Genomic DNA, 23,567 nt, shown 5'->3' with positions numbered 1-23,567 from the left:
AGAACGCATCTCATTCTATTGATGAAATGCGTTCTGGTTAGTCGTGGGTTTCACCAGACAAAGGAGTCGCCAGCATGGATGGCCGCGTGATGAATGCTTCATACCATGCTGTCAGTTTTGGGCGTTGGTCCCTGAAGCCCGGTAGTTCGCGAAACTCCAGCCAGCTCAGTGCAGTTGCCAGCGCGACGTGGCCGGTGTGGACAGGGCCATCTATGTCCAGCTCTTGTTCCAGCCAGTCATAACTTGCCAGCAGTTTTTGGGTATGACCATCACGCAATGGCGGATAGCGCAAGGGTTCCGGGCGGCGCGTGGTTTCCCAGCGCACGGCAATGCCAGAATCCGCCATGCCCTTGGCCACCGCCTGCACCCGCAAGGCATGCCAGCGCGCTTCACCTTGCAATGGAATCAGCGGCCTGCCAGTGTGCAGGGCATCCAGATATTCGCAAATCACATCAGAATCAAACAGCGGCGGCAAGCCAGTTCGCAGCAGCACCGGTACCTTGCCCAAAGGGTTTTGTGCATACACCGCTTCATTGCGATTGGTAGGGCTGGTTTCATGGTGGATGACTTCTATCTGTTCAGCCAGCCCGGCTTCATGAGCGAACACCAGGGCTTTACGGGCATAGGGCGAATGGGTTTGGTAGAGTAATTGCATATTGCGTGCTTTCCGAATTGATTGAAAAGAGTGTTAATAAGAGAGCTGTAATTGAGAATGCCCGGATAGAAATGCTAATTCAGGCAAGCTGATTTTTTTCCGCATTTGTGGTGTTGCCAGTGCGGTTTTTCTGCAAATGAGTGGTGGTCTTTGGGCATGATATTTACTTGAGTCAACTTAAGTGCTAGTGTCAGGAGATGAGAACTTTAAAGTTAATGGCCGATTACCATTGCTTTCCCTTGTGGGAAGCATCGCCTGGCAACGTTGGTAATGTAGATCCTGCCAGTCTGCCTATCTCTCAAGCGCTTCAAAAAAAATTGATAATATGGGCGAGCACTTATGATGCCATTCTGAACATGGATGACCCTGCGCGATCTGTATTCATTAACGCAGATGTAGAAGCGGATTTCATCGCAACCGGTAAAGACCTGGTAATAAGTTTGCAGCAAGAACTGGGAGAAGGCTTTCTCGTTATCGACACATCGTGGCTTTAGCGGTTGACTTACCCAGTGCGAACATGGCCTCAGTCAACTCAGATACTGATGTCGAGATATTGACGTTTAATAGTGACATCCGCCTTACTTGTATATAGCAGTGTCGCATTTTCATAATGATATTTGACTTGTCTCGTTTCGGCTCCTTGCCTATACTAAGCCAAGACCATAACCACTCGGGAGACACCATGAAACGACGCGCACTAATTTTCCTGGCTTTGTTAAGTTCCATGGTTTTTCCTGATGCCTATGCCGACAGCCCGGCTGATGCCATTGACATGGTTGAAAAAGGACTCGCCTATGTCAAGAAAAACAGCATTGAAGCACTCATCAAAGAAGTCAATAATAAAAATCCTGAATTCATTAAAGGCGACCTTTATCTCGTTGTGCGCAGTCTCGATGGCACCACCCTCGCTCACCCCGTCAATCCCAAACTGGTAGGAAAAAACATGCTGGTGTTGCCAGATGCTGACGGCAAGTTCTTCCGCAAGGAAATCGTCGAAGGCGCAAAAGCCAAGGGCAAAGGCTGGGTCGATTACCGCTACAATAATCCCGTCACGAAACAACTCGAAAATAAATCCACTTACTATGTACGCAGCGGCGAATACACGCTGGAAGCGGGGATTTATAAGGGTAATTAGCATCGATTGAGATGCCTGGGGTAAGTGTGATTAGCCTCGGCTAATCGCACGCATGTTTTCCAACTGCACTACCTCAAATGAATATGTTAGCCGTGTCGTTGAGATAAATCTCCTGCAGAAATCACAGCCCCTATAAGCGAATTCACGGCAATGGTGAAAATGGGAAAATCTTAGGGCGCATTGTAATGTGTCGCATGTACGCGATGCACACGTCACAGATTTCTTAGTAGGTAATGATCTCATACGGCGCATTACAATGTGCCCTACTTCACGGCGACTTTGGCATTTATTCGTTAGTGAAAAACACAACGTGCGTGCAATTTTTCTGCGTTACTAGAACGCACCTCAGCCTATTGATGAAATGAGTTCTAAATAAACGAGAAAAAGCACCAGCCTTTGAAAATACTGACGAAACAAAATACGCAACTCCTTTATCCCTGCAATCCATTCGACAAAAATACGCCTGATGAAGAGTACGAAGAAGAATTCAATGCTGCGAAAGCAGCAGGGTTGACCTGTTTCCTGTTTTCTGAGGATGATTTTGAATCGGGAGAATTCAAGCCAAGGCCGCTCCAGCAGTTTCAGGGAGAGATGCTATATCGCGGCTGGATGCTGACGCCTGAACGCTATGCCGCTCTGGCGCAGGCAGTGGCGGCAAAAAATGCGAGCTTGATCAATTCCCCCAGCCAGTACAAGCAATGTCACTATCTGCCAGAATGGTATCCGGCCTGCGAAGACCTTACACCGAAAACCATTTTCCTGTCGCGCGATGCTGATATCGATGCTGCACTTGCAGCGACAGGATGGCAAGCATTTTTCGTCAAAGACTATGTAAAATCACTGACGACGAGCCGCGGATCAATCGCCCGCAATGCCGCAGAAGTGCGCGAAATTATCGATCTGATAGAACGCTATCGTGGCCAGATAGAAGGTGGCGTTTGCGTGCGTGAATATGAAGCGCTTTTGCCAGAAACCGAAGAACGCTATTTCATCTATCAGGGCCGGGCCCATGCGCGTGATGATGTCGTACCAGACATCGTACAAAAGATTGCACAAGGTATTTCCAGCCCTTTCTTTTCCATCGACATAGTCTTGAACAGCGCGGGTGTGCCTAGGCTGATAGAACTGGGTGATGGTCAGGTTTCTGATCGCAAAAAATGGGATGCGGGGAAGTTTGTAGGGATGTTCAAGATATAGCGGATATCGGTTCAGAAATCCGTTTAGTACCAGGTCTTGCAATACTGTTGGGCGAGTTAAAAAGGTGATTGGATTGGTCAACCCAAATTGTATTCAGGCCATCCCAGCGCAGGTTGGGATCCATCTGCGCAAGATCCGTTTGTGTGAAGTGGGATATACGATTTAAGGGGGAATCGAACGTTCGACATGCGTACGATTACGTTTCACTAATCTTAGCTACGAAGCTCAGGTACCGCCTGCATGCAAAAGCTCATAGAGCAGGGTGCCCAGGTAGGTGAGGCTTACTATCGCTCCACACATGAAAACAATAGTGAAGACTGCGAACAAAACGCGCTTGATGGAGAGTTCTCCAGGGTGTGCTGGTGCGGGCGTTTTTCCAAAAACTGCCCGGTAAGCGCCAACGATCATGAACGCATACGAAAGCAAGACGGGCAGCAGCGCCAGGCCCGGTGCTTTGGGCATGGCGAAGATCAGCGAGCCGCTCAGTGCAAAGCACAGCAGGCCAATGGCAAGGCAAAGCAAACCATTCTTGCGTATCTCTGCGGAAGTAGCTCCAGGTCTTGGCGAGAACGACTCAGTGACGGCGTCCAGCGCCTTCTCTGCATTGCGGAGTATTGAAAATAGCTGCATTTGATTTAAGTGCTTAAGGCTGAGGTGGCGGTATCATCGCCACCCGAAAATGAATAATTATGGCATACCAACGCCACTTGTCACAAACACAGGACGCAGGAAAATGTATAAACAGGGTTTGATACCGGCAAGGTGCTTTCTGACTTGTTATCTTTGATGTAAAGCTTCAGGGTGTCGATTTACCGTGAAAGAAGGAAATTGGCACCCCAACGTTCAAAAAAGATGCTGCCTGACAAACACATGCGATACGGTGGTGACAAGAGATATGTTGTTAGCACCTGCATTTTGCAGGCTGTTGGTAGCTGCTGTCACTGCCGCGTGGCTAGCCATAAAAGATGGCCTTAAGTTTATTTCTGGTTGTTCTGACGCTATCCTGATCAGACGTTGTTGCAACTCTTTTTCAGATATAGCGACACCATTCCAAAGTAGGGTGTCATCAAAATCAATGTCGATGTTGATGCCGACTATGCCGCAATTGCTGGTCCAAGGCATGCCTATGTCCATCAGTAACATATTTCTTTTTGGTGCCACACCAGCGATCATCACCATCATGAGTACCAGCAGGATGCCAATAAGCGGTGCCATATTCACTTCCAGAAAACGCTCAGTGTCTTTGTCTTGCTCAAGTGAGTCAGAAAAAACCATGATGTATCCTTAAGAAAGTGCAGATGCCTTGGCATTACATTAATTCAAGCAGGATGCAAGTGCATGCCAGTTCTTGCAACTCTACTTCCCCGTCACCGGCACATCAGCCTGAAAAGCCGGTGTGGTCCTACGACACTGTCCTGAACTCACTTATTTCCAGAAGTATGCTGTCTATTCCGCTGCGCCGAATACTATTGGTAACCGATACCAGACTCGCGTGACTTGTCATGAAGGATGGTTTCAAGTACACCACCGGTAGTAAGGCTTCGGCCCTGCTTATCTGCGACAAGCGGGTTTGCATTTCCTCAAGAGATACCACATGCCCGTCCCACAATAGGCTGTCATCAAAGTCTATCGTGATTTTTGTCAAGGCTATTTCTGCCATGCCGTCGCAGGCAGCATAGTTCAGGATTGGCAATTTCCATAACAAAATATCCCGTTGCCTTGGTACTCCAATGATCATTACCATCATTAGCACCAGAATGACGCCAATAAACGGCGTCATATTCATTCCCAATAAACGCTCAGTATCCTGGTCTTGTTTGGCTGAAGTAGAAAAAACCATGATGGCATCCTGATGGAAGTGTGATGCCTTAGCATTACATTAATCTGATCAGGATGCAAGTAGCCGGTGTATGCATTGCAGGTATAGTCACATACGCCGCTCTACTGCGGGACGGAGTCGCCCTCGACTGAGACGAACTCAATCAGAGGGCATTTGCAGCATGCTGATGTTTTTAAGCTTACTTCACCACAGGCAATTCACCATTACTGGCAGGTGAAGCTGATACTTCTACATCAGCCGCTACGCTGGCAGAGACTGATGTTTGCTCCGTGGCAGATGCGGCAGTATTTTCTGTGCTGGCGGTAGTGATAGTGTCAGCCAGGGTTTTTTGTGTCTGCACTGTGGCGAGCTGGAAAGGTACACCGTTGGCCAGCAATTGTTTTTTCTCTGCGGGCAATTGCTGGTACAGCTCCCATTGTTTGGTTTTTTGGGCAGCTTCGATTTTTTTGGCTTGCGAATAATTCAGGCGGGCGATCTGTTTTTGTTCCGGGCTGAGTTGTGCCCACAGTTCCATGCGCTTTTGTATGCGTTTTTGCTCTTCAGGCTTCAGGCTGACGTAGCGGTCTGCAATGGTGACCCACTTGGCTTTATTTTTGTCGTCCAGTTTGTCCCACTGAGAAAGCAGGGGCAGCAAAACCTGTTGTTGGGCAGCGTTCAACTGTTTCCAGTCTGATTTGCCAACCAGGCGGGAGGCTGGTTTGGCATTGCCTGCTGCCAGTTTGACGGCATTGCTGGCTTGAAGGCTGGCAACAACAGCTTGCCTGGTTTCATGGATATTGAACAACAGCAGTCCGGCCAACGCTGCTATACCTGCTACAGCGCCAATGCTGGCCAGGTCTATGGTTTTGTTCACTGGTTTCATGAAGCGACTCTCGAAGTAAGGCTGCAGAAGTATGGCTGTAATGCCCTTATTTTAATCTTCATTTGGATTTTCGTCAGGGCTATGTCCGGTATTCAGACAGTTGAATCAGCCTAAGGTTCAATTTGCCCGGCAAAAGTGGTTTCCCTCCAGGACGGAGTATTTATTTTTCTGTTACCTGCAAGACATGATGCTCGTTGTCGAACTTATCCACTTCCAACTGCCACAGCCGCGCCTGCTCACGCAGCCAGCCTGTAAACGCTTGCACTTCGGGCAAGGTGGCGCTGTCTTCCCGCAAGACCAGCAGATTGTCGCGTGAGGTAGGGCAGATGGTATCGCTAGCCAGTACCAGGCTGCCAGCTTGCAAGCGACGCCAGGCTATCGAGAGGCGGCCAAGGGCGATGCCCTGGCTGTGTTGGGCGGCTTCCAGCAAGACATCGGCGTCGTTATAGGCCTGGCCTTGCAAGTTGAAATCTTCTGGCAGGCCAGCGGCGGTCAGCCAGTTTGCCGGGTCCAGTGACAGGTGTTGCAGCATGGCTGATGCGGGCCACAGGCGCGCATCTGTTCCCAGCCTGGCTTTAAGTTCTGGCGAAGTCACGGCCAGCAGCCTATCCGTGAACAGGGTTTCGCAAATCTGGTCCGTGCTTTGCCTGGCACCGTGGCGTATCGCCACCATCGCCACACGCGGGGCGGCGCGCACCAGGGCATAGTCGGTATCAATGATCAGGCGTATGTGCGGATGGGCAGCGCTAAAGCTGGCCAGTCGTGGCAACAGCCATTCTTTGGCAATCGACGCCAGGGTGGTGATGTGCAGGGTTTTTTGCGTGGCATCTGCCGGTGGGTAGATGGCCTGGTGCAGGGCCGACAAGGGGCCTGCCAGGCGTGTCAGCAGAGCTGCACCGTCATCCGTCATGCTGACTCTAGGGCCATGACGCTTGAACAGGGTCAGGCTGCTCCAGTCTTCCAGTTGGCGTATCTGGCGGCTGATGGCACCCGGCGTCAGGCTCAGCTCATCGGCAGCGCGACTAAAACTGCCCAGGCGCGAGGCTGCCTCAAAGGCTTGCAACGTGAACAGGGGCGGCAGTTTTCCTTGCATATTGAATTTTCCTCACTTTCATATTGCGAAAGTATCGTTTTTTACTCACCTATATTACGACAATAATGGTGCCACTAAGTTCGGTATCAACATGTTTAAGGGAAATACCATGCAAGCAATCATCGTGAACAAGTTTGGCGGGCCTGAGCAATTACAACTGCAGGAAGTGTCTGCACCAAGTGGCGAGGTTATCGTCAATGCTGCCTGGGCAGGCGTGAATTTTGTCGATATCTATCAGCGTGAAGGCCGCTACCCTGGTGTCAGGCAAGCCTGGCCCATGGGCATAGAGGGCACAGGCATCATCGCTACAGCACCGGCAAACAGTAACTGGCACGCCGGTGACCGGGTAGCCTACACCACGGGCGTGCAGGGCACTTATGCCAGCCAGGTGGCCGTACCTGCCGCCAATCTGATACGCATACCGGATGCAGTCAGCCTGCGTGATGCCTGCGCCGCCATAGAACACGGCCTTACCGCCATCATGCTGGCTGATGATGTGGCACGCTTGCCTGCATCCGGATCAGTCCTGGTGCATGCTGCTGCCGGTGGCATCGGCGGCTGGCTGGTGCAATTGCTGGTGGCACGCGGTTTGACGGTGTTTGGCACAGCATCGTCTGCCAGCAAGGCTGACTGGTTGCGCAGTGTTGGCGCGCAGCCTGTGTCTTATACGGACGGTAAAGACTGGGTCGCCCACGTGCTGGATAAAACCCAGGGACGTGGTGTAGCTGTGGTGTTTGACTCCGTCGGCAAAAGCACCTTCACCCAGAGCCTGGATGTCGTCGCCCCTTGCGGTCACGTCATTTTGTTTGGCGCAGCCAGCGGCCAGCCTGATCCTGTCGATGTCTTGCAACTCATGAAGAAGAGCATCACCCTGACACGCCCGGTCTTGCCGCATTACCTGAACACATCCGCTGCCCTGCAGGCGCATGCCAGCAAAGTGTTTGATTACCTGGCCAATGGCACGGTGAAGCTGCGTATCCATGCCGAATATGCGCTGGCAGATGTTGCGCAAGCTCATATTGCACTGGCAGAGCGCGGCACCCAGGGCAAGCTTTTGTTATCGATTAATTCCACCCTCGCTTAAAAATACAACCATGACTAGCATCTCAAAAAAATTGCAAGAACTCGGCCACACCCTGCCGCCCGTCAAAGCACCAGCGGCGAATTACCTTAGCTATACCTTGCAGGGTAACCAGCTCATCATCGCCGGACAAATCGGCAACCCGGGCACTGCCAAGGGCGGCGTGCTGGGTGCAGGCGGCTCGGTAGAGGCCGCACACAAAGAAGCTGAAATGGCGGCACTGCGCTTGTTGGCCGTGATAGATGCCGTTACCGGTGGCGATATCACGCGCATAGTCCAGGTGCAGCGCCTGGGTGTCTTCATCGCGGCCAGCCCGGACTTTGACGGCCACAGCGCCATAGCCAATGGCGCATCTGATCTCTTTGTTGCTGTCCTCGGTGAGCGTGGTCGCCATGCGCGTACGGCGATAGGTGTATCCAGTTTGCCCACAGGTGCAGCGGTGGAAGTCGATGCGATTGTCACTCTGGTGGCAGCATGATCAGTGTTGAACAACTGGCGCAATTGCGTGCTCAAACGCCGGGCATCGATAAGGGTACGCACCTGAATCATGCTGGTGCCTCGCTATTGCCGCAAGCTGCACTGCAGGCCATCCATGCTCATCTGGATCTGGAAGCACAAGTCGGCCCCATGGAGGCTGCCTTGCTGGTAGCCGACAGATTGCAAGCCCTGCGCGAAGATGCCGCAGCGCTCATCAACGCCAGCAGCGATGAAATCGCCCTTATGACATCTGGCTCCAGCGCCTTTGGCAGCGCTTTCGCCGCCATGCCCAGCTTGCAGCAGGGTGACCGCATACTGGTAGGGCGGCAAGAGTGGGGCGGCAACCTGGCAAACTACCAGCGCGCCGCACAACTTGCGGGCGCAAGGGTAGAAAGCATCCCCTGCCATGCCGACGGCAGTGTTGATGCCAATGCGCTGGCGCAGATGATCGATAAGCATGTGCGCCTGATCTCACTGACCTGGCTACCCGCCAATAGCGGCCTCATCAATGATGCCGCAGCCATCGGCAAGGTCGCGGTCGCCGCAGGTGTGCCCTATATCATCGACGCCGGGCAAGCCCTGGGCCAGGTGCCGGTCGATGTCAAAGCCCTGCAATGTGATGTATTAAAAAGCGCAGGCCGCAAACACTTGCGCGGGCCTCGCGGTACAGCCTTGCTGTATGTGCGTAAATCATTCCTGGACAAGCTGGAACCAGCCTGGGTGGATGTCTCATCTGCCCCCCTGGCAGAAGATGAAATCAATCTACGCAATGACGCCCGCCGCTTTGAAACCAGCGAAGCCGCAGTCGCCCTGCAACTGGGTTTGGCCGAGTCCGTCAAACTGGCATTGAACATGGGTGTCGCCAACCTGGGTGCTGTCAGCGCCGCATTGGCAGTGACTTGCCGCGAACGTTTAACGAGCATCCCGACCATCAGCCTACATGACCTCGGTGAAGGAGCACGATCTGGCATAGTCTCGTTTAACGTGCGCGGGCATGATGCCATGACACTAAAAAACAAACTCGCCCAGCAACGCATCTACATAGGCGCAAACGGTGTGCCTTATACTCCGCTGGACATGCAGGCGCGCGGCTTGCACAGCATAGCGCGGGCTTCGTTTTCTTATCTGAATACTCTGGATGATGTGGAAGTGTTGGCGCGGGCGCTGGAAGCGTTGGCCTGATTTTGCAGAATATGCCGTGACCTAGGGCGCATTTCAATGCGCCGCATGGTGCCACAACATCTCGGGACAAAAAATCTGTGCCGCGCAGACGCATGCAGGAATCTTGCGTGTCCCCAATCATGGCTGACCCGGCTATTTGACAAATCGCTGTCCGCCATGGTTTCATTTGTCATCCTCTCTGCCGCCTTGTAAGTCAAGTTCTCATTGGCGAAGCACAGAAAAACATATAAAAAATCCGGGAAGACACCATGGGACTGTTCGACTTTTTCAAAAGCAAGCCACCCGCACGCATATCGCTGGAACAATTGTCTTACAACATTGCTTACCAGATATTGCCGCATTATGTCTTCCGCCAGGCGGCACAATTATTTGATATCGTCGCAAAGGCCGACGAGAATTCTCACTACCTGTTTTATCACCTCAGTTGCAAAGCGCAGGAAATACCCAGCCTGCAGGAAGAGGCCATGCAATACCGCTGGCACCAGTTTGAGCTGGATGCCACCCATAGCTTGCTGGTGCTGGTTTATCCGCAAGCTGCACCAGTAGACCTGACTGGCAAGTCGCTGGAAGAAGTCAAGCAAAGTGCGGGCACCTGGGTACTGGCACCGCATTTTTCTGGTGTCGTACGCAACAAGACCAGCCAGCATATTCGCTACTATGTATTGGGGCAGACTTCCATGGGCGGCGGCACGGTCTTGCGCGAGATCGATGACATGGGGACGAATGCCAATCTTGGTGCCGGGCCTGAACCGGCACTGGATACATTTGTGGAACTGATGCGACAGCGGCTTGAGGTGCAGGCTGCATAAAGTCTGTCAATACGCATATTGATTGATCACATACCTGACTTTTTCCAGCGCGCTTTTAAGCACATCCATATCGACCGACCCCAGCGCCAGACGTATCGCATGCGGCACATGTTCTGTCGTTGCAAAGGGTTCAGCCGTTGATACCGCAATGTGTTCCCGTTCCAGCGCGATGGCAAGCTGGTCAGCACGAAGTTCTGCTGGCAGCGGCAGCCAGATAAAATACGATGCCGGATGGCTGGTGTAGTTAAATCCCGCAAGTACTTTGCCAGCCAGGGTTTGCCTGGCTTTGGCATCTGCACGCTTTTCTTTCTCCAGCCGGGCTACCGTGCCATCATCGAGCCAGTTGCACACCAGCGAGGTCATGAGGGCAGGAGTGTTCCAGGTGGTTGCCCGTATGGCGCGTTCAATTGCGCTCACCCATTGCACGGGAGCGGCAACATACCCTACCCTGAGCCCGGTAGAAACGTTCTTGGAAAAGCCTGATACATAGACCGTTAATTCAGGTGCCAGCGCAGCCAGGGGTGCAGGTGGCTTGTTTGCCAAAAACGCATAAGCGGCATCTTCTATGATGAGCAGCCCATGTTTGCGTGCAATACTCACCAGCTCTTGTCGCCATTGCGTGCCCATGACAAAGCCCAGTGGATTGTGCATGGTTGGTATGGTGTACACCGCCCGTACTTTACGGCGTCTGCATAACTTCTCCAGCGCGTTCAGATCAGGGCCATGTTCGTTCATGGGGATAGGCAACAATTCCAGACGCTGCGCTTCGGCTACCACCTTGAAGCCGGGGTAAGTCAGCGCATCTGCCGCCACCACATCACCGGGCTGCAGCAAAGCCATCACTGTCGCAGCCAGGCCATGCTGGGCACCACTGACGATGAGCAATTGTTCGCCATGTATATTCAATCCACGGCTGGCAAGGTGGCGTGCGATAGCGGCCCGCTCATGCTGCCGGCCAGCATGTGGCTGATAGCGCAGCAGGGCATCAAGGTCACCTGAGGATGCGAGCTGGCGCAGCGCGGCGCGCAATAATTCAGTCTGGCCCGGCAAAGATGGATAATTAAAATTCAGGTCAACCATCCCCGTTGCGGTTGCATGCTGGTCTATGCCATGGCCAGGGGAGAGTGCAGTTTCGCGCACGAAGGTACCGCGCCCAGTTTCGCCGCTGACCAGCCCCATGGCCTCCAGTTCGGCATACACGCGGGTCGCCGTCACCAGGGCCAGACCATGCTTTGCCGCGAGTTTGCGGTGTGTAGGCAGGCGTGTGCCGGGCGGTAAATGGCCTGAACGTATCTCGCTGGCAAAGCTGTCGACTAAAACTTTATAACGGCTGTTCATCGCAAAGCGTATCCATGACAATTATTTGATTGTATTGTTTTGTCAGCCTATTATGCCTCATCGCCATTCCATTGATAAAGAAAGAGCAGACATGCATATCGCTATCCTGACATTTGAGGGCTTTAACGAACTTGATTCACTGATTGCCCTCGGTATCCTGAACCGTATCAAAACACCCGGCTGGCGCGTGTCCATCGCCAGCCCCACGGCTCAGGTGCGCTCGATGAACGGGCTCTTGCTTGAATCACAGATATCCCTGGCAGAAGCAAATACTGCAGACGCCGTCATCGTTGGAAGCGGCATGCGTACGCGTGAAGTGGTGGCAGATACTGCCCTGATGGCGCAATTGCAGCTTGATCCAGCCAGACAATTACTGGCCGCGCAATGCTCAGGCACATTGATACTCGCCAAGCTGGGTTTGCTCAACAGCGTGCCAGCCTGCACTGATCTCACCACCAAACCATGGGTGCAGGAAGCCGGAGTTGAGGTACTAAACCAGCCCTTCTTCGCAAAGGACAATGTCGCCACCGCTGGCGGTTGCCTGGCATCGCAATACCTGGCCGCCTGGATCATCGCCCGTCTGGCAGGCACCGAGGCGGCAGAAAGCGCCATCCATTACGTTGCCCCGGTCGGTGAGAAAGAGGACTATGTGGCGCGGGCCATGCGCAACATTGAACCTTATTTGTGACGTCCGGCGATACGTTCAGGATAATATGCGTGTTCCCGATTTGAACGCGACCGTATATGAATGAACACCTTGCCTACTTCAAGGAACTTGTAGAGCCCCGGATGCCAGCTTCCTATGTCCTGACCTGGACTGAATATCTGGAGGGCGATTTTGGTGATTTGAACAGGCTGGAATTTTCATCCTCCTCCAAAATCGGGGCGATAGATTTTTGGTCTAAAGACTGGCTGGCAATTGATGTTGTCGATCTTGGTCTGGGAGACCAGGTATTGAATGTGCTTTATTCACCAGATCAGATGCATGAAATCCCGACAGGCTTTGCGAGGTTGCTGGAAATTTTGTCAGTGTCGTAGGTACGATTAGCGGCGCGTAATCGTACGTATGTTGCACATGTAAATGGCTGCAGGTCCCCCATGTTTTTGATGTCGTTTACCAGGCATGCGTGCGATTACGCTGCGCTAATCGCACTTACAGAGTCGATTTAATTCCGCATTATTCGACTACTTGCAGCCAGCGTTTCTCCTGAATGGTGCGTTCTTTGAAATACTTGCGTGGATTACCACACATATGGCAACTGCAGGTTGTTGGAGTATGCAAAGCTATACCCAGGCGCAAGATACTGAGTTTTTCTTCCCAGCTATAAAAATAATACTGACGCTTCTTTTTCAGGCGCACCGCATGGTGCCTGCGCAAAGCACGAGAGAGATCTTTCATGATAGTTCCTCATTACCCCTGGCGGCCCGATTGCCGCCTTGTGGGTCATTAGGAACTGCTTGCTGTGATGATTCATGATGGTCTCTCTATATTGAAGATATCATTATTGTGTAATTGTGGATGTAGCAGACTTTTGCAAGGGCATGGTGGATGTCATTCCGAAAATTTGCAGTGGCGCCGTGCGCACCGGGTCTTTACTTCAAATTATTAAAACGATGCGTGCGGCGTACTCTATATATCTTGATTTCCAACTATAGACTGTATCCCAAGCGCTTCCAGATACTGGCTCAAGTCATGCGATGCCTCGTGCATGATGAGGATATAGGGATACAGTGAAGTCTTTTTCTTGAACAGCAAGGTGGCATGTTGCCCGCTGACGCGCCAATGTTTTAATGTCCTGGTCCAGGCAAGTTTCGAACCGGTCTTGCTAATACGGTAGTACACGACGACATTGTCGCGAAATTCATATTCAGCACGAAATGGAAGTGATTTCTTTGCGACCCTGAGCATTCTGGATGCATTGCTTCTTGCCAGCCAAAGCCAATAGGGTTTGGAGAATTTTGTGCGCCACTCCATGAGTCGGCGAGTATCCCTGGCAAATAAAAAAGCGAGGGCAAAGAAAATAATAAATCCTATCTCCAGCCTGACACCGTGGTAGTTGAAGCCGCCAAGAGCAAAAAGTGCAATCGACATGCAGAGTCCAAAGACGCTTATATACTTCAACGCCCGCATTGCAAGCAATTGAAGTTTTTTCGATAAAAAACGGTCACGGTGTGCCATCAGGCGATCATGGACAAGAGTGGTCAGTTCATTTTCAAGTATGTGGAGAAATTCCGGCGTCACCTCTGTTTGCAATTGCAAGCGCTTGTGTTGTGTATCAAGTTTTTCAAGCGCTTCAGGAAGTGGATTGATGTAGTCTGCCATGGGATGTTGTTGTCGGGACTTTGGTTCTGGTCACAATTGAGATGCCATAACTTTAACATGTGGCTATACCTGTAAACCTAAGATATAAAACAAATTAGTCATGGCTAATGAATTAGTATTGACTAATCAATTAGCATGCGCTAATATGAAATCATCATGCAAACCACACACCTCGACACCCTCATGCGCACGCTCGCCGACCCTACACGGCGTGCAGTTTTGGAACGTATCATGCGCGCAGACGAAATCAGCGTAGTCGAGCTGACCGAGGGCAGTGGGGTTACGCAGTCTGCCATCTCGCAGCACCTGGGTTCGCTCAAACGGGCGGGCCTGGTCATTGACCGTGCACAGGGGCGCAATGTGTATTACCGTGCCAATCCCACTGGCCTGGCTCCCCTGGCCGAATGGATGGATCATTACGCCGTGTTCTGGCGCGAACGCTTTGCCGACCTCAGGACTCTCTTGAAAGAAATCGACCCATGAACGACACCGCCTTGAAACCTGCCACGCAAGACATCGTCGTGGATGAAATTTTCCCTCACGCGCCAGAAACGATCTGGAAGATACTCACCTCGGGCGAATTGATGGCGCGCTGGCTGATGGAGCCAAATGGCTTCGCACCCGTGAAGGGGGCGCGCTTCACTTACCAGACCAAGGCCGCAGGTGCATGGGATGGCACCATCCATTGCGAAGTGCTGGAAGTCGTGGCGAACGAGCGCTTCGTCTACGCCTGGAAGGGCGGCCATGAAAGCAATCAGGGCTATGGTTCTGCGCTGGATACAGTGGTGACGTTCACGCTGACCAGGGTGCCGGAAGGGACGCGATTGCAGCTCGTGCATTCAGGCTTTGTGACGCCGGTCAATGACACTGCATTCCAGAATATGAACGATGGCTGGCGCAAGGTCGTCCCCAGCCTGGGCAATTTTGCCAATGGGCCACACTGAAGTGCGATAGCAAACACCAGATCAAGACAGGAGACAAAACATGAGTGATGCCACTAGCGAAAACTACACAGGCGGTTGTGCTTGCGGCGCGATCCGCTATGAGATACCCGGTGAACCGGTTTTCATGAACCACTGCCAGTGCCGCGACTGCCAGTACAAGAGCGGCACTGGCCACGGTTCTTACCTTACCTTTGCCGCCGCAGGTGTGAAACTCAGTGGCGATGCCAGGCAATGGGACATTGTGGCCGATAGCGGCAATGTGAAGACTCGCGGTTTTTGTCCGCATTGCGGGTCACCTGTCTATCTGCGCTTTGCCGCCATGCCGCAGATTTTTACCGTCCACGCAGCAAGCCTGGATGACCCCGCCCTCTTCAGGCCGCAGGTGGTAACCTATCATGCGCGCGCCCTGGGATGGGATCATCTTGATCCAGAGTTACCGTTATTTGACAAGATGCCGCCGGGATGAGGGACATCTGCCTTGCGGCTGTTTTCGCTTGAGGCAGCACGATAGAATTATTATTCTTCCAGTGCTGCCAGCGCACGCCTCACATCCAGCAGCAAATCATCAACATGTTCGATGCCCACATGCAGGCGTAGCAGCCAGCCGGTTTTGGGGGCGCGTTGTGGTGCGACGGCGATCAGGCTATGCACGCCACCCCAGCTATTGCCCAATGTAAAAACCTGCAAGGCGGCGACGAAACTTTCGATCGCTTCGAGATTATCTTGCTTCAAAGTGAACGACAATAAGCCGTTACCCAGTTTGAAATCGCGCTTCCATAAATGATGATAAGCATCACCTGGCAGCGGTGGGTAATTGAGCTGGCCTATTGCTGCATGGGTTTGCAAAAATTCTGCAATGCGCAGGGCAGATGCATACTGGCGTTCCAGCCGCAATGCCAGCGTGGGCAGGCCGCGCAGGGCCAGAAAGCATTCATCGGGAGCAACGTAATAACCTAGCAGTTCTGCCGTGTCGCGCAGGCTGCGATATGCAGTTTCATCGCGTGTGCTGACCGCGCCCATCAGCAAGTCAGAATGCCCACCCACATATTTGGTCAGGGCTTGTATCGTGAAATCCACGCCAGCATCCAACGCCTGGAACCCCAGTGCCGTAGCCCAGGTATTGTCCATCGCCACCTTGATCTGGCGCGCATGGGCCGCGGCGACAATGGCGGGTATGTCCTGCATTTCCATGCTGTTCGAGGCAGGGCTTTCTGTCCATACCAGTTTGGTAGCGTCTTCAAAAAAATCAGTGATGCCAGTACCTATATCATTCGGGTAGATGGTATGACGCACCCCCCATTTGGCGAACAGGGTTTTGGTGGTTTCCAGCGTGGGGCCATAAATGGAGTCAGGCAAAAGCACATGGTCACCTGTGCCCAGCGACATGCTGTTGACCAGGACGATGGCGGCCAAGCCAGTCGGCACCAGCACCGTGTAACCGCCACCTTCCAGCTCAGACAGTTTATTGGCCAGCGCATAGTGTGTGGGCGTGCCGTTTTGTCCATAGCTGTATCCGGTATGTGCTTGCGCCTGCCTGCGCAGGAAGGACGCGACATCCGGGAAGACGATGGTGGATGCATGGAACACGCCTTGCGACAGCGATGCAAATCCCGATGGGATATCGCTGGCAGGTTGTGCCAGTCCGGTGCTGATGTCGGTCATGGTTTTCCCCATCTCATAAAGTGAATCAGAATGGTAATTGCGCAGCAGGGATGACATTGATCTGCCCCATCTCGCTCCAGACCCAGTTGTGGTGATTGCTGATCGTCGGTGCATCCAGGTGCGGGCGATTGCGTGTGGTGTGCGCGTCAGCAATCACATTGGTCTTGATACCCAGCGCTGCTGCCTGACGTATCGCACTGTCCAGGCAAAATTCGCTGGCATAGCCGCAGACAAAAATTTCGGCTATGCCACGTTCAGCGAGACCAGCCTGGAAGCCGGTTTGCTGGAAGGCGCTGCTATGCTGCTTGGCGCAAACATAGTCGTCAGGCTGGGGCGCAATTGCGGCAGGGAACTGCCAGCTGTCTGACTCTTTTTCCCATGCAGTGCCTGCTTCATTATGCTGTACATATACGACGGGCATACCAGCTTTGCGCGCCCTGGCGATCAGGTCGCTGATGCGTGCCAGTATCACGTCTGCCTGATAGGCTGATGGTGCGATGAAGATGGCGTTCTGGAAATCGATGATGAGCAGGGCAGATGACATGGGTTTCTCCAAAATAGACAGGCAGGTTTATGTGGATGCAGTAGTGGCAGCCAGTTTCAATAATTCAGGCGGCAGACTCCAGTTTTGCTTGATGGCCCGTACCGCTGCGTTCGTGTCGCCAGTACGCAGGGCAGCGATGATGGCCTGATGCTCTTCTACCGATTGCGGTGCCATGCGCTGGTCGCCAAAATGCGCCAGCTCTATGCGCTTGATGCGCGGGCGCAGGCTGGCTAACAGTTTTTCTATTTCCGTATTCTGGCTGGCACGCACGATGATGGCGTGGAATTGTGCATCCAGTTCAGTCGCACGCTGATGAGCATGAGCGGCAATGGCATGCGCGAGCTCATTATTGGTCGCTTCCAGTTCTTGCAAGTATGCACTCGTCAAATACGGTAAAGCCAGTTCCAGCGCGGCAGTTTCCAGCGCAGCCACCACAGGATAAAGCTGGATGATATCCTCCAGATTCGATGGTGCCACCTTGGTCCATTTATGAAAACTGGTGATGACTAGACCTTCATCCTCCAACTGCCGCAAGGCTTCACGCACGGGCGTGCGTGACACGCCAAGCTGCGCTGCCAGTTCCTGGTCACGCAGTATTTCGCCGGGGGCAAGCTGCAACTCTATGATCCATTGCTTGAGGCTGCGGTACACCTCTTCACGGGCGAGGGAACGGCTTAGGGGGGCTGTGCTGGCTGGTATTGGCATGCTGGGTTTGTGGTTAGTAAGACAGTAATAGCAACTATCTTCAATCATGCTTTGTCTGGTAGTATGTAATATACTACATAATTTTGGTATTGTCGCTGGAAGACTTTTATTGTCCGTTTGGAATTGTGCGTGCTTTAATGCTAATTTAATCTTCTTGGCAGCCTTGGATATATTGTCGGCTCTGAGCAGATTGAGAATGAAATAAATGCAATTTCAAATGGGAATACGGAATGAGTTGGTTAAAAAAACTGCTGGATATCAAAGACGAGGTGCCACCTGTATCCAAACCGATAGCAAAGACGCAGGGTAGTAATTTTCCGCCTTATACATTTTCACCAAAAACATCTGCTGCACACAAAATTAGGCCTGAAAGCGAAAAACGTAAGTTGATTGATGTGGAAATTCAGGAAATTAGAGGTTTGTATCTCATAGTTCATCACCCCACCGGAGTTGAATACACCCACCAATGTGCTGGCACTGCATGTTTTCATCCTTCCCTGGAGGGCTATCTTGTGCCGCTTGAAGATTCGTATGAAGCAGAAAACAAATTGGCCAGCTACTTCCTGCCAGCTCACAGTCATTCGGGTCTTAGCGAGAGAGAAGTAGAAGATATTGAAGCCATATTTAAGATGCATAAGCTTGACTGGCTTTGCATTGCACCTAACCGCCTAAAGGAATCTTACGAGGCCTGGATACACGTGTGTATTAAAGCAGAGTATACGTGGGTACCATTTTGTGACGGCTCGGATCCTCGGGCAGAAATGGTTTTGATTTGGCAAAACAGTGATTGATAAACTGGAATTCATATGGCAAGTGAAGTAAATTTTGATCTCTTATTCCAAAAAGCGATTTCTCTCTGGCCTGCAAGCATTAATGTGACTAATAAAAAATTCCATGATAATGGCGGCGTCACGATACCCGAATTGAGCAAAGTGCATGATATGGTCGAGTCTGCCATATACGCTTTGGAAGACAATGAGCACTTGTTCAAAATGGATTGGGCGATTTTTACAGTGCTTCATGGTTCAGCTAAATCGCAGGATCAAATTGTTCCGGCGAATATAGACTTGGAGAAGTTGCATGAGGTATTTGATCGATATCTTGCGCCAATGGAGTGATAATTAAGTAATGACTTGCCTGCGAGGTGGGGTGCGCACGGCGCACTCTGCAAGCTTCGGCCACGAATGATCGTGTTGCGTAAGTTGTGTGTGTGAATTCAAAAGGTCAAAGGCGGCAGCGCTCAAGATAGACAAATAACCCCCGATCCCTTCATGCCGGACTTGATCCGGCATCCAGTGTCGTTAAGCCTTGAGTTTGATTGACTTGTGCAGATTTTTGATTGGGAGTGTGTTCGGATGCAGGCCGTTACTACCGACATGCTTGTACAACAAACGCCGCTGGATGCCAGATCGAGTCTGGCATGACAGGTTGAGGTTTTTTGCTGTGAATAAGCGTCACGTCTTTTCAGACTAGCCAGCAAAATATCAAGGCAAAATTCAATCTCAAATCCACACATCCAGCTCACTGGTGCGCTCACCACCTTCGTCACCAGTATTGACCACGCCGCGCGGTTCTATGAGCAGAAGTTTGACTTCATTTTCTGCACTGGGTTTATGTTCCACGCCTTTAGGAACGACAAACATTTCGCCAGCAGATATAAGCACATGGCCATCACGGAAATCGAGGTGCAGTGACGTAGGGCGCATTGCAATGCGCCGCATGAGATCATTGCATGCTTTGGGAAATTATCTGTGCCGTAAACGTCGCACACATGCGGCGCATTATAATGCTCCCTACCTTGAGCCATCTGCTACATCGCGGGGAGGCATGTCGATCGCAAGACTAATCCGCAACCGGCATCAACCTCATATCCACACATCCAGCTCACTGGTACGTTCACCACCTTCTTCGCCAGTGTTGACCACACCACGCGGCTCTATCAGCAAGAGCTTGACTTCATTTTCTGCATAGGGTTTGTGTTCCACGCCTTTGGGAACGACAAACATTTCGCCAGCAGATATCAGCACATGGCCATCGCGGAAATCGATGCGTAATTGTCCTTCGAGCACGATGAAACTTTCATCGGTGTCGGCATGATCATGCCAGATGAAATCGCCCTGCAATTTGGCGACTTTGAACTGGTAGTCGTTCATCTCGGCGATGACTTTTTGTGACCATTGTTCGCTGAACAGGCTGAATTTATTGGCGAAGTTGACGCTGTGATAGATTTTGTTGTCGCTGACGGCTGTGGCATTCATGGCTGGCATCCCTGGCTTTGTGAGTGAAAAAACCAAGCATACGCAAGCTGTAACAGCAATTCTTGTACGTTTGTGCGTCAGGTATTAACGCCTCGATGCCTTGCCATGCATGTTCAGCCAGCGCAAAGGTGTCAGGCCAAAGGCCTTTCTGAAGTGCTTGCTCATATGGCTTTGGTCGCTGAACCCGGCAGCCAGGGCCGCATTCACCAGCGTGTAGCCTTGCATCAGCAAGGTTTTGACGAGGTCAAGGCGGCGCATGGTCAGGTAGCGGTAGGGGCTGGTGCCAAACAGCAGGCGAAAGTCACGTGACAGGCTCCAGCGGTCGCGGCCACTGTGCTCAGCCAGTTCTTCCAGCGTGATATTGTCAGTGATGGCGCCGTGGATATATTCACGCGCCCGTTCAGTAGCCTGGTAATCAAAATGCAACTTGCTGGTGGCTGTGCCAGCCAGTTTGTCAGAACAGGCATGCATGGCGTGGGCCAGCTCGAACAGGGCGTCTTGTTCTTCCAGCGCATCCATGGGTTTGTCCATGGCTTGTAGCAGGGGTAGGGTGGCAGCAAACAGGCGCGGGTCGCTGGAAATGCCGTGCTTGATAAAAGGTAAAGCCTGACCGCCAAGGATTTGTTGTATTAAGGCAGGCTCGACATACAACATGCGGTAATGAAAACCGTCACCCGTACCTGCCTGCCCATCATGCGCCTCATCCGGATGCAGGACAATGGTGCCGCCCGGCAGGCTGTTACAGGTGCTACCGCGATAGACGAAGTTTTGCACGCCCGCCAGCGTGCTGCCTATGGCATAGGTATCATGCCTGTGCATGGCATAGGCGTTGCCTGCGAAATAAGCTTCAATACGTTCCAGCCGTGCAGATCCCGGCGCGTGGCGTATCCAGTCGGTGTTGTGCTTGCTCATGGCGGTGTGATCGCTTTCATGATGAGTATGCTAGCATTCATTTCGATTAATGACAGGGACAGAAATGAAATCACTCAATTTTTTGCATATGCCGACCTTGCTGATATCTATCGCTGTCACTCTCGCATTTCCAGCCAGCGCTGCACCCACCTGGCAGCGCTTGCATCTGCCCGTACCTGGCCAGCAGGCTGGCTATGATTTTCCGGTCTATGCCAATCACGAGCTCAATGGAAAACTGGATACCATACGTGAAGTCATCATTGTCCAGCATGGCATACAGCGCAATGGTGACGATTATTATGCGGCAGCGATGGAACTGTTGCGGGCATCGGGGCGTTCGTCCGATGAAGTGCTGGTGCTGGCGCCCAACTTTCCTGGCAAGCCCGACCTTGACAGTCCCGGCAAGGGTTTTGACCGCATGCCGGTATGGTCTGTGCAGGGCTGGGCAGGTGGTGATGCTGCCTTGCCAGGGACGGGCACACAAGCGGGTTTGAGTTCTTTGCAGGTGCTTGATGATATCGCCCAACTGCTGGCAGACAAGTCGCGCATGCCATCGCTGAAGAAGATTATTTTCGCCGGGCATTCTGGCGGTGGGCAGTTGATACATCGTTACGCCGTGCTGAACCATGTCGATGAAGCCCTGCGGGCAAGAGGGTTGGATGTGCAGTATGTGGTAGCGAACCCGTCTTCTTATCTGTATTTCACACCAGACAGACCGGATCGCTCAGGCTCTGGCAGCTTTGCGCCCTACGACAAAACCGTCTGCCCCGCCTATGATGATTACCGCTATGGCATGCAAGACATGGTCGCTTATGCAAAAGGTATGTCGGGCATGGATTTATATATACGCCACTTGCAAAGGCAGGTGACCTATCTGGTCGGCAGCATGGACACCGACCCCAACCATCGCGTACTCGACAAGTCTTGCGGTGCCGAAGCAGAAGGGCCAACACGCTACGACCGTGCTCATGCCTATTGGACGTATGAGCAATATCTTGGCAAACATACGCCCGTTGCCAAACCCATGCCAACAACTGCCAGCCATCATTATTTTGATGTGCAAGGAGTAGGGCATGACCAGAGCAAAATATTTGGTTCGCTATGCGGCGTGAAATTGCTGTTTGGAGACAAGGCAGTAGTTGATAAGCAGGCAGCGCAGTGTAAGTCTGTACAACCATAAAAAAATGCCCTCGAAAAACAAGGGCATTGTAAAGAGCAACTCCAGATGGGGACCTGGAGTACTACCGGGTTGGTTCCTTGGACGGGACTTGCGCAAAATCGATATTGCACAAGTGCCGCATCAACGAGTATTAGTTAGTATCAGCGATGCATGCGATTGCTCGCCTCTATCAATTCATTGTAAGCCTTGGTGACTTTTTCCTGGCTGCCTTCTACCATCCAGCCTGAGCCTGGTTTCAGCATCATTTTTTCGCCTTCGCTGTAAGCCACTTTGTCACGGATGCGGCGCACACGTTCTTTGGCAGCCTTGCGATAATCTTCAGTGGCTCTCTCCAGACTTGACCAACCGCTGCCTGCGCTCTCGCTATTCTTTTTGACGTAGGCGATGGCTTCGTCGGTCACGCTTTCATAATCGGCCAGGATTTTTGCGGCAGCAGCAGCGTCGAATTTTTCTTCACCGATCAGGCGTATCAAATGCTTGGCCTTGCTCATCAATGCCATTTGCAGATAAGGTAATTGGCGGCCTTCGGTTTTTTCCAGTTGCTGCATTTCTGCATCCAGGACCTTGTCGTTTTCTGCTTCAATTTCATCAGAAAAAATATTACTCTTTTCTTCAAAATTCTTGATGCTGGCGGCCAGAGGTGCGTGCAGTTTTTTGCCCTTGGCGAAGGCATCATCCTTGTAGTTTTCACGGCTGTAATACACGTCGGCGTCGGCTACCAATGCGCCCAGTTCTGCCAGGCTATCTATATAGGTGGTGGCGGCGGCGTCGAGTTTGCCTGGCGTGCCTTTTACCGCTTGAGCAAAGCTGGTCTTGCACTTGGCAATATCATCGACATCGATTTTATACAGGCCGTAGACCACCATTTCTTTTCCGCTGGGGCCTGCATCCATATCCTTGACCCAGCTGCGATAGCGGGCAATGCTGCGGTGGGCATTTCTGTCGAGCTGGTTGTAGCAGGCGATATAGTCTTGCAACTTGTCGGCGCCGGCTGAGGCCGGTGCAGATGGGGAGGCTGGTGCAGGCGTATGCGTCATTGCAGCCTGGCTGGCCGTGGTGGCACTACTGGCTTGTGCCACAGATGAAGCTGATGCATCTTCAGTTTTTTTGCTGCAGGCGGTCGCCAGCAAGGCCAGGCTGATACACGCCAGCATGCGCGTTGACACACTCTGATACATGGTCTTTTTGTGGGAACCGGACACTGCTGTTTGAAGGGTTTTCATTCTTGTTTTTGTCAAATTGGGTGGGCCATCTTAGCCGCTTAAAGTTTTGAAAGTTGCAACAATTTGTATCCATTTGTGTGCTTGGTTGCACGGTATTTTGTTTCTGAAGTTTTCTGCATGACCGGTAAGGTTCTGGCGATGAACGGT

General features: G+C 52.1%; 30 protein-coding genes and 1 pseudogene. 15 read left to right on the top strand and 16 right to left on the bottom strand.

From position 1 onward, the window contains the following. Positions 1-37: 37 nt before the first annotated feature. A complete protein-coding gene (locus tag AC3WQT_RS01895) occupies positions 38-655 on the bottom strand; it encodes a glutathione S-transferase family protein (RefSeq protein ID WP_492701687.1) in 618 nt (205 codons plus the stop codon). Between the two features lie 215 nt (positions 656-870). Between AC3WQT_RS01895 and AC3WQT_RS01890 the strand changes: the two genes are divergently transcribed. The 3 genes from AC3WQT_RS01890 to AC3WQT_RS01880 all read left to right on the top strand — a co-directional run bounded on the left by AC3WQT_RS01890 (position 871) and on the right by AC3WQT_RS01880 (position 2,987). Then, the gene (locus AC3WQT_RS01890; protein ID WP_492701685.1) at positions 871-1,149 is read left to right on the top strand and encodes an immunity protein CdiI family protein; all 279 of its coding nucleotides are present in this window, start codon (positions 871-873) and stop codon (positions 1,147-1,149) included. A gap of 188 nt (positions 1,150-1,337) precedes the next feature. Beyond that, complete coding sequence (locus AC3WQT_RS01885; protein ID WP_492701683.1) at positions 1,338-1,790, top strand: cache domain-containing protein; 453 nt, start codon at positions 1,338-1,340, stop codon at positions 1,788-1,790. Positions 1,791-2,186: 396 nt separating this feature from the next. After that, on the top strand, positions 2,187-2,987 hold the full coding sequence (locus tag AC3WQT_RS01880) for an ATP-grasp domain-containing protein (RefSeq protein ID WP_492701681.1): 801 nt from the start codon (positions 2,187-2,189) through the stop codon (positions 2,985-2,987). A 225-nt stretch (positions 2,988-3,212) separates the two neighbouring features. On the opposite strand, the gene AC3WQT_RS01875 is transcribed toward AC3WQT_RS01880, so the two are convergent. The 5 genes from AC3WQT_RS01875 to AC3WQT_RS01855 form a co-directional block, all read right to left on the bottom strand. After that, positions 3,213-3,617 carry a hypothetical protein gene (locus tag AC3WQT_RS01875; RefSeq protein ID WP_492701679.1) on the bottom strand — a complete coding sequence of 135 codons (405 nt, stop codon included), beginning with the start codon at positions 3,615-3,617 and terminating at the stop codon, positions 3,213-3,215. A gap of 213 nt (positions 3,618-3,830) precedes the next feature. Continuing rightward, the gene (locus AC3WQT_RS01870) at positions 3,831-4,262 is read right to left on the bottom strand and encodes an ExbD/TolR family protein (RefSeq protein WP_492701677.1); all 432 of its coding nucleotides are present in this window, start codon (positions 4,260-4,262) and stop codon (positions 3,831-3,833) included. 127 nt (positions 4,263-4,389) lie between these two features. Beyond that, positions 4,390-4,827 (bottom strand): ExbD/TolR family protein, encoded by a 438-nt coding sequence (locus AC3WQT_RS01865; RefSeq protein WP_492701675.1) that lies wholly within the window; start codon positions 4,825-4,827, stop codon positions 4,390-4,392. 178 nt (positions 4,828-5,005) lie between these two features. Then, entirely contained in the window at positions 5,006-5,689 is a 684-nt protein-coding gene (locus AC3WQT_RS01860; RefSeq protein ID WP_492701673.1) for a DUF3106 domain-containing protein, read from the bottom strand. A 160-nt stretch (positions 5,690-5,849) separates the two neighbouring features. After that, on the bottom strand, positions 5,850-6,782 hold the full coding sequence (locus AC3WQT_RS01855; RefSeq protein WP_492701671.1) for a LysR substrate-binding domain-containing protein: 933 nt from the start codon (positions 6,780-6,782) through the stop codon (positions 5,850-5,852). 109 nt (positions 6,783-6,891) lie between these two features. On the opposite strand from AC3WQT_RS01855, the gene AC3WQT_RS01850 reads away from it, so the two are divergent. The 4 genes from AC3WQT_RS01850 to AC3WQT_RS01835 all read left to right on the top strand — a co-directional run bounded on the left by AC3WQT_RS01850 (position 6,892) and on the right by AC3WQT_RS01835 (position 10,331). Beyond that, complete coding sequence (locus AC3WQT_RS01850; RefSeq protein WP_492701669.1) at positions 6,892-7,866, top strand: quinone oxidoreductase family protein; 975 nt, start codon at positions 6,892-6,894, stop codon at positions 7,864-7,866. Positions 7,867-7,876: 10 nt separating this feature from the next. Further along, complete coding sequence (locus AC3WQT_RS01845; protein WP_492701667.1) at positions 7,877-8,341, top strand: RidA family protein; 465 nt, start codon at positions 7,877-7,879, stop codon at positions 8,339-8,341. Then, entirely contained in the window at positions 8,338-9,522 is a 1,185-nt protein-coding gene (locus AC3WQT_RS01840; RefSeq protein WP_492701665.1) for an aminotransferase class V-fold PLP-dependent enzyme, read from the top strand. The genes AC3WQT_RS01845 and AC3WQT_RS01840 overlap by 4 nt, the downstream gene beginning before the upstream one ends. Positions 9,523-9,770: 248 nt before the next feature. Continuing rightward, positions 9,771-10,331 (top strand): hypothetical protein, encoded by a 561-nt coding sequence (locus AC3WQT_RS01835; RefSeq protein WP_492701663.1) that lies wholly within the window; start codon positions 9,771-9,773, stop codon positions 10,329-10,331. A gap of 6 nt (positions 10,332-10,337) precedes the next feature. Here AC3WQT_RS01835 and AC3WQT_RS01830 read toward each other — a convergent pair whose 3' ends face one another. Continuing rightward, complete coding sequence (locus AC3WQT_RS01830) at positions 10,338-11,669, bottom strand: aminotransferase-like domain-containing protein (RefSeq protein WP_492701661.1); 1,332 nt, start codon at positions 11,667-11,669, stop codon at positions 10,338-10,340. A gap of 91 nt (positions 11,670-11,760) precedes the next feature. On the opposite strand from AC3WQT_RS01830, the gene AC3WQT_RS01825 reads away from it, so the two are divergent. After that, the gene (locus AC3WQT_RS01825; RefSeq protein WP_492701659.1) at positions 11,761-12,357 is read left to right on the top strand and encodes a DJ-1/PfpI family protein; all 597 of its coding nucleotides are present in this window, start codon (positions 11,761-11,763) and stop codon (positions 12,355-12,357) included. 56 nt (positions 12,358-12,413) lie between these two features. Beyond that, positions 12,414-12,707, top strand: a complete 294-nt coding sequence (locus tag AC3WQT_RS01820) for a hypothetical protein (RefSeq protein WP_492701657.1) — start codon at positions 12,414-12,416, stop codon at positions 12,705-12,707. Positions 12,708-12,846: 139 nt separating this feature from the next. Here AC3WQT_RS01820 and AC3WQT_RS01815 read toward each other — a convergent pair whose 3' ends face one another. Continuing rightward, complete coding sequence (locus tag AC3WQT_RS01815) at positions 12,847-13,068, bottom strand: hypothetical protein (protein ID WP_492701655.1); 222 nt, start codon at positions 13,066-13,068, stop codon at positions 12,847-12,849. Between the two features lie 231 nt (positions 13,069-13,299). Continuing rightward, a complete protein-coding gene (locus AC3WQT_RS01810) occupies positions 13,300-13,992 on the bottom strand; it encodes a hypothetical protein (RefSeq protein WP_492701653.1) in 693 nt (230 codons plus the stop codon). A 156-nt stretch (positions 13,993-14,148) separates the two neighbouring features. Between AC3WQT_RS01810 and AC3WQT_RS01805 the strand changes: the two genes are divergently transcribed. From AC3WQT_RS01805 to AC3WQT_RS01795, 3 genes are read left to right on the top strand one after another with little or no spacing between them, the layout of a single operon-like run. Next, positions 14,149-14,475: an ArsR/SmtB family transcription factor gene (locus tag AC3WQT_RS01805; protein WP_492701652.1), complete on the top strand. Its 327-nt coding sequence runs from the start codon at positions 14,149-14,151 to the stop codon at positions 14,473-14,475. Next, positions 14,472-14,936, top strand: coding sequence for an SRPBCC family protein (locus tag AC3WQT_RS01800; protein ID WP_492701651.1), 465 nt, complete (start codon positions 14,472-14,474; stop codon positions 14,934-14,936). Before AC3WQT_RS01805 ends, AC3WQT_RS01800 begins: the two co-directional genes overlap by 4 nt. A 40-nt stretch (positions 14,937-14,976) precedes the next feature. After that, complete coding sequence (locus AC3WQT_RS01795; RefSeq protein WP_492701649.1) at positions 14,977-15,402, top strand: GFA family protein; 426 nt, start codon at positions 14,977-14,979, stop codon at positions 15,400-15,402. A 50-nt stretch (positions 15,403-15,452) separates the two neighbouring features. Here the strand turns inward: AC3WQT_RS01795 and AC3WQT_RS01790 are convergent, their stop codons facing one another. Genes AC3WQT_RS01790 through AC3WQT_RS01780 form a run of 3 tightly spaced genes read right to left on the bottom strand, consistent with a single transcriptional unit; the run spans position 15,453 to position 17,847 of the window. Next, positions 15,453-16,598, bottom strand: a complete 1,146-nt coding sequence (locus tag AC3WQT_RS01790) for a trans-sulfuration enzyme family protein (protein WP_492701647.1) — start codon at positions 16,596-16,598, stop codon at positions 15,453-15,455. A 25-nt stretch (positions 16,599-16,623) separates the two neighbouring features. Beyond that, positions 16,624-17,142 (bottom strand): isochorismatase family protein, encoded by a 519-nt coding sequence (locus tag AC3WQT_RS01785; protein ID WP_492701645.1) that lies wholly within the window; start codon positions 17,140-17,142, stop codon positions 16,624-16,626. A 27-nt stretch (positions 17,143-17,169) separates the two neighbouring features. Continuing rightward, complete coding sequence (locus AC3WQT_RS01780) at positions 17,170-17,847, bottom strand: GntR family transcriptional regulator (RefSeq protein ID WP_492701643.1); 678 nt, start codon at positions 17,845-17,847, stop codon at positions 17,170-17,172. 230 nt (positions 17,848-18,077) lie between these two features. Between AC3WQT_RS01780 and AC3WQT_RS01775 the strand changes: the two genes are divergently transcribed. Then, positions 18,078-18,638 (top strand): DUF6210 family protein, encoded by a 561-nt coding sequence (locus AC3WQT_RS01775; protein ID WP_492701641.1) that lies wholly within the window; start codon positions 18,078-18,080, stop codon positions 18,636-18,638. 15 nt (positions 18,639-18,653) lie between these two features. Further along, complete coding sequence (locus tag AC3WQT_RS01770) at positions 18,654-18,965, top strand: hypothetical protein (protein ID WP_492701639.1); 312 nt, start codon at positions 18,654-18,656, stop codon at positions 18,963-18,965. A gap of 384 nt (positions 18,966-19,349) precedes the next feature. Here the strand turns inward: AC3WQT_RS01770 and AC3WQT_RS01765 are convergent. The 3 genes and pseudogenes from AC3WQT_RS01765 to AC3WQT_RS01755 form a co-directional block, all read right to left on the bottom strand. Continuing rightward, a pseudogene (locus tag AC3WQT_RS01765) lies at positions 19,350-19,538 on the bottom strand (cupin domain-containing protein); the annotation flags it as partial. A gap of 174 nt (positions 19,539-19,712) precedes the next feature. Next, positions 19,713-20,105 (bottom strand): cupin domain-containing protein, encoded by a 393-nt coding sequence (locus AC3WQT_RS01760; RefSeq protein WP_492701637.1) that lies wholly within the window; start codon positions 20,103-20,105, stop codon positions 19,713-19,715. Between the two features lie 84 nt (positions 20,106-20,189). Continuing rightward, entirely contained in the window at positions 20,190-21,017 is an 828-nt protein-coding gene (locus AC3WQT_RS01755; protein WP_492701635.1) for an AraC family transcriptional regulator, read from the bottom strand. A gap of 64 nt (positions 21,018-21,081) precedes the next feature. Here AC3WQT_RS01755 and AC3WQT_RS01750 point away from each other — a divergent pair, with 64 nt between their 5' ends. Then, positions 21,082-22,197 (top strand): hypothetical protein, encoded by a 1,116-nt coding sequence (locus AC3WQT_RS01750; protein WP_492701633.1) that lies wholly within the window; start codon positions 21,082-21,084, stop codon positions 22,195-22,197. A 140-nt stretch (positions 22,198-22,337) separates the two neighbouring features. Here the strand turns inward: AC3WQT_RS01750 and AC3WQT_RS01745 are convergent, their stop codons facing one another. Then, positions 22,338-23,420 carry a YiiG family protein gene (locus tag AC3WQT_RS01745; protein WP_492701631.1) on the bottom strand — a complete coding sequence of 361 codons (1,083 nt, stop codon included), beginning with the start codon at positions 23,418-23,420 and terminating at the stop codon, positions 22,338-22,340. Positions 23,421-23,567: the final 147 nt, after the last annotated feature.

The organism is Undibacterium sp. FW305-107 (genome assembly GCF_058788535.1).
This window is presented reverse-complemented; position numbering and strand designations above follow the sequence as displayed.

Excerpts from the sequence above, each read along its gene's own strand:
- AC3WQT_RS01890 (WP_492701685.1), top strand. The coding sequence starts at position 871 with ATGGCCGATTACCATTGCTTTCCCTTGTGGGAAGCATCGCCTGGCAAC.
- AC3WQT_RS01800 (WP_492701651.1), top strand. The coding sequence starts at position 14,472 with ATGAACGACACCGCCTTGAAACCTGCCACGCAAGACATCGTCGTGGAT.
- AC3WQT_RS01815 (WP_492701655.1), bottom strand. The coding sequence starts at position 13,068 with ATGAAAGATCTCTCTCGTGCTTTGCGCAGGCACCATGCGGTGCGCCTG.
- AC3WQT_RS01805 (WP_492701652.1), top strand. The coding sequence starts at position 14,149 with ATGCAAACCACACACCTCGACACCCTCATGCGCACGCTCGCCGACCCT.
- AC3WQT_RS01830 (WP_492701661.1), bottom strand. The coding sequence starts at position 11,669 with ATGAACAGCCGTTATAAAGTTTTAGTCGACAGCTTTGCCAGCGAGATA.
- AC3WQT_RS01835 (WP_492701663.1), top strand. The coding sequence starts at position 9,771 with ATGGGACTGTTCGACTTTTTCAAAAGCAAGCCACCCGCACGCATATCG.
- AC3WQT_RS01895 (WP_492701687.1), bottom strand. The coding sequence starts at position 655 with ATGCAATTACTCTACCAAACCCATTCGCCCTATGCCCGTAAAGCCCTG.
- AC3WQT_RS01860 (WP_492701673.1), bottom strand. The coding sequence starts at position 5,689 with ATGAAACCAGTGAACAAAACCATAGACCTGGCCAGCATTGGCGCTGTA.
- AC3WQT_RS01850 (WP_492701669.1), top strand. The coding sequence starts at position 6,892 with ATGCAAGCAATCATCGTGAACAAGTTTGGCGGGCCTGAGCAATTACAA.
- AC3WQT_RS01885 (WP_492701683.1), top strand. The coding sequence starts at position 1,338 with ATGAAACGACGCGCACTAATTTTCCTGGCTTTGTTAAGTTCCATGGTT.
- AC3WQT_RS01875 (WP_492701679.1), bottom strand. The coding sequence starts at position 3,617 with ATGCAGCTATTTTCAATACTCCGCAATGCAGAGAAGGCGCTGGACGCC.
- AC3WQT_RS01870 (WP_492701677.1), bottom strand. The coding sequence starts at position 4,262 with ATGGTTTTTTCTGACTCACTTGAGCAAGACAAAGACACTGAGCGTTTT.
- AC3WQT_RS01755 (WP_492701635.1), bottom strand. The coding sequence starts at position 21,017 with ATGAGCAAGCACAACACCGACTGGATACGCCACGCGCCGGGATCTGCA.
- AC3WQT_RS01780 (WP_492701643.1), bottom strand. The coding sequence starts at position 17,847 with ATGCCAATACCAGCCAGCACAGCCCCCCTAAGCCGTTCCCTCGCCCGT.
- AC3WQT_RS01770 (WP_492701639.1), top strand. The coding sequence starts at position 18,654 with ATGGCAAGTGAAGTAAATTTTGATCTCTTATTCCAAAAAGCGATTTCT.
- AC3WQT_RS01820 (WP_492701657.1), top strand. The coding sequence starts at position 12,414 with ATGAATGAACACCTTGCCTACTTCAAGGAACTTGTAGAGCCCCGGATG.
- AC3WQT_RS01865 (WP_492701675.1), bottom strand. The coding sequence starts at position 4,827 with ATGGTTTTTTCTACTTCAGCCAAACAAGACCAGGATACTGAGCGTTTA.
- AC3WQT_RS01790 (WP_492701647.1), bottom strand. The coding sequence starts at position 16,598 with ATGACCGACATCAGCACCGGACTGGCACAACCTGCCAGCGATATCCCA.
- AC3WQT_RS01825 (WP_492701659.1), top strand. The coding sequence starts at position 11,761 with ATGCATATCGCTATCCTGACATTTGAGGGCTTTAACGAACTTGATTCA.
- AC3WQT_RS01810 (WP_492701653.1), bottom strand. The coding sequence starts at position 13,992 with ATGGCAGACTACATCAATCCACTTCCTGAAGCGCTTGAAAAACTTGAT.
- AC3WQT_RS01760 (WP_492701637.1), bottom strand. The coding sequence starts at position 20,105 with ATGAATGCCACAGCCGTCAGCGACAACAAAATCTATCACAGCGTCAAC.
- AC3WQT_RS01855 (WP_492701671.1), bottom strand. The coding sequence starts at position 6,782 with ATGCAAGGAAAACTGCCGCCCCTGTTCACGTTGCAAGCCTTTGAGGCA.
- AC3WQT_RS01785 (WP_492701645.1), bottom strand. The coding sequence starts at position 17,142 with ATGTCATCTGCCCTGCTCATCATCGATTTCCAGAACGCCATCTTCATC.
- AC3WQT_RS01840 (WP_492701665.1), top strand. The coding sequence starts at position 8,338 with ATGATCAGTGTTGAACAACTGGCGCAATTGCGTGCTCAAACGCCGGGC.
- AC3WQT_RS01795 (WP_492701649.1), top strand. The coding sequence starts at position 14,977 with ATGAGTGATGCCACTAGCGAAAACTACACAGGCGGTTGTGCTTGCGGC.
- AC3WQT_RS01750 (WP_492701633.1), top strand. The coding sequence starts at position 21,082 with ATGAAATCACTCAATTTTTTGCATATGCCGACCTTGCTGATATCTATC.
- AC3WQT_RS01745 (WP_492701631.1), bottom strand. The coding sequence starts at position 23,420 with ATGAAAACCCTTCAAACAGCAGTGTCCGGTTCCCACAAAAAGACCATG.
- AC3WQT_RS01775 (WP_492701641.1), top strand. The coding sequence starts at position 18,078 with ATGAGTTGGTTAAAAAAACTGCTGGATATCAAAGACGAGGTGCCACCT.
- AC3WQT_RS01845 (WP_492701667.1), top strand. The coding sequence starts at position 7,877 with ATGACTAGCATCTCAAAAAAATTGCAAGAACTCGGCCACACCCTGCCG.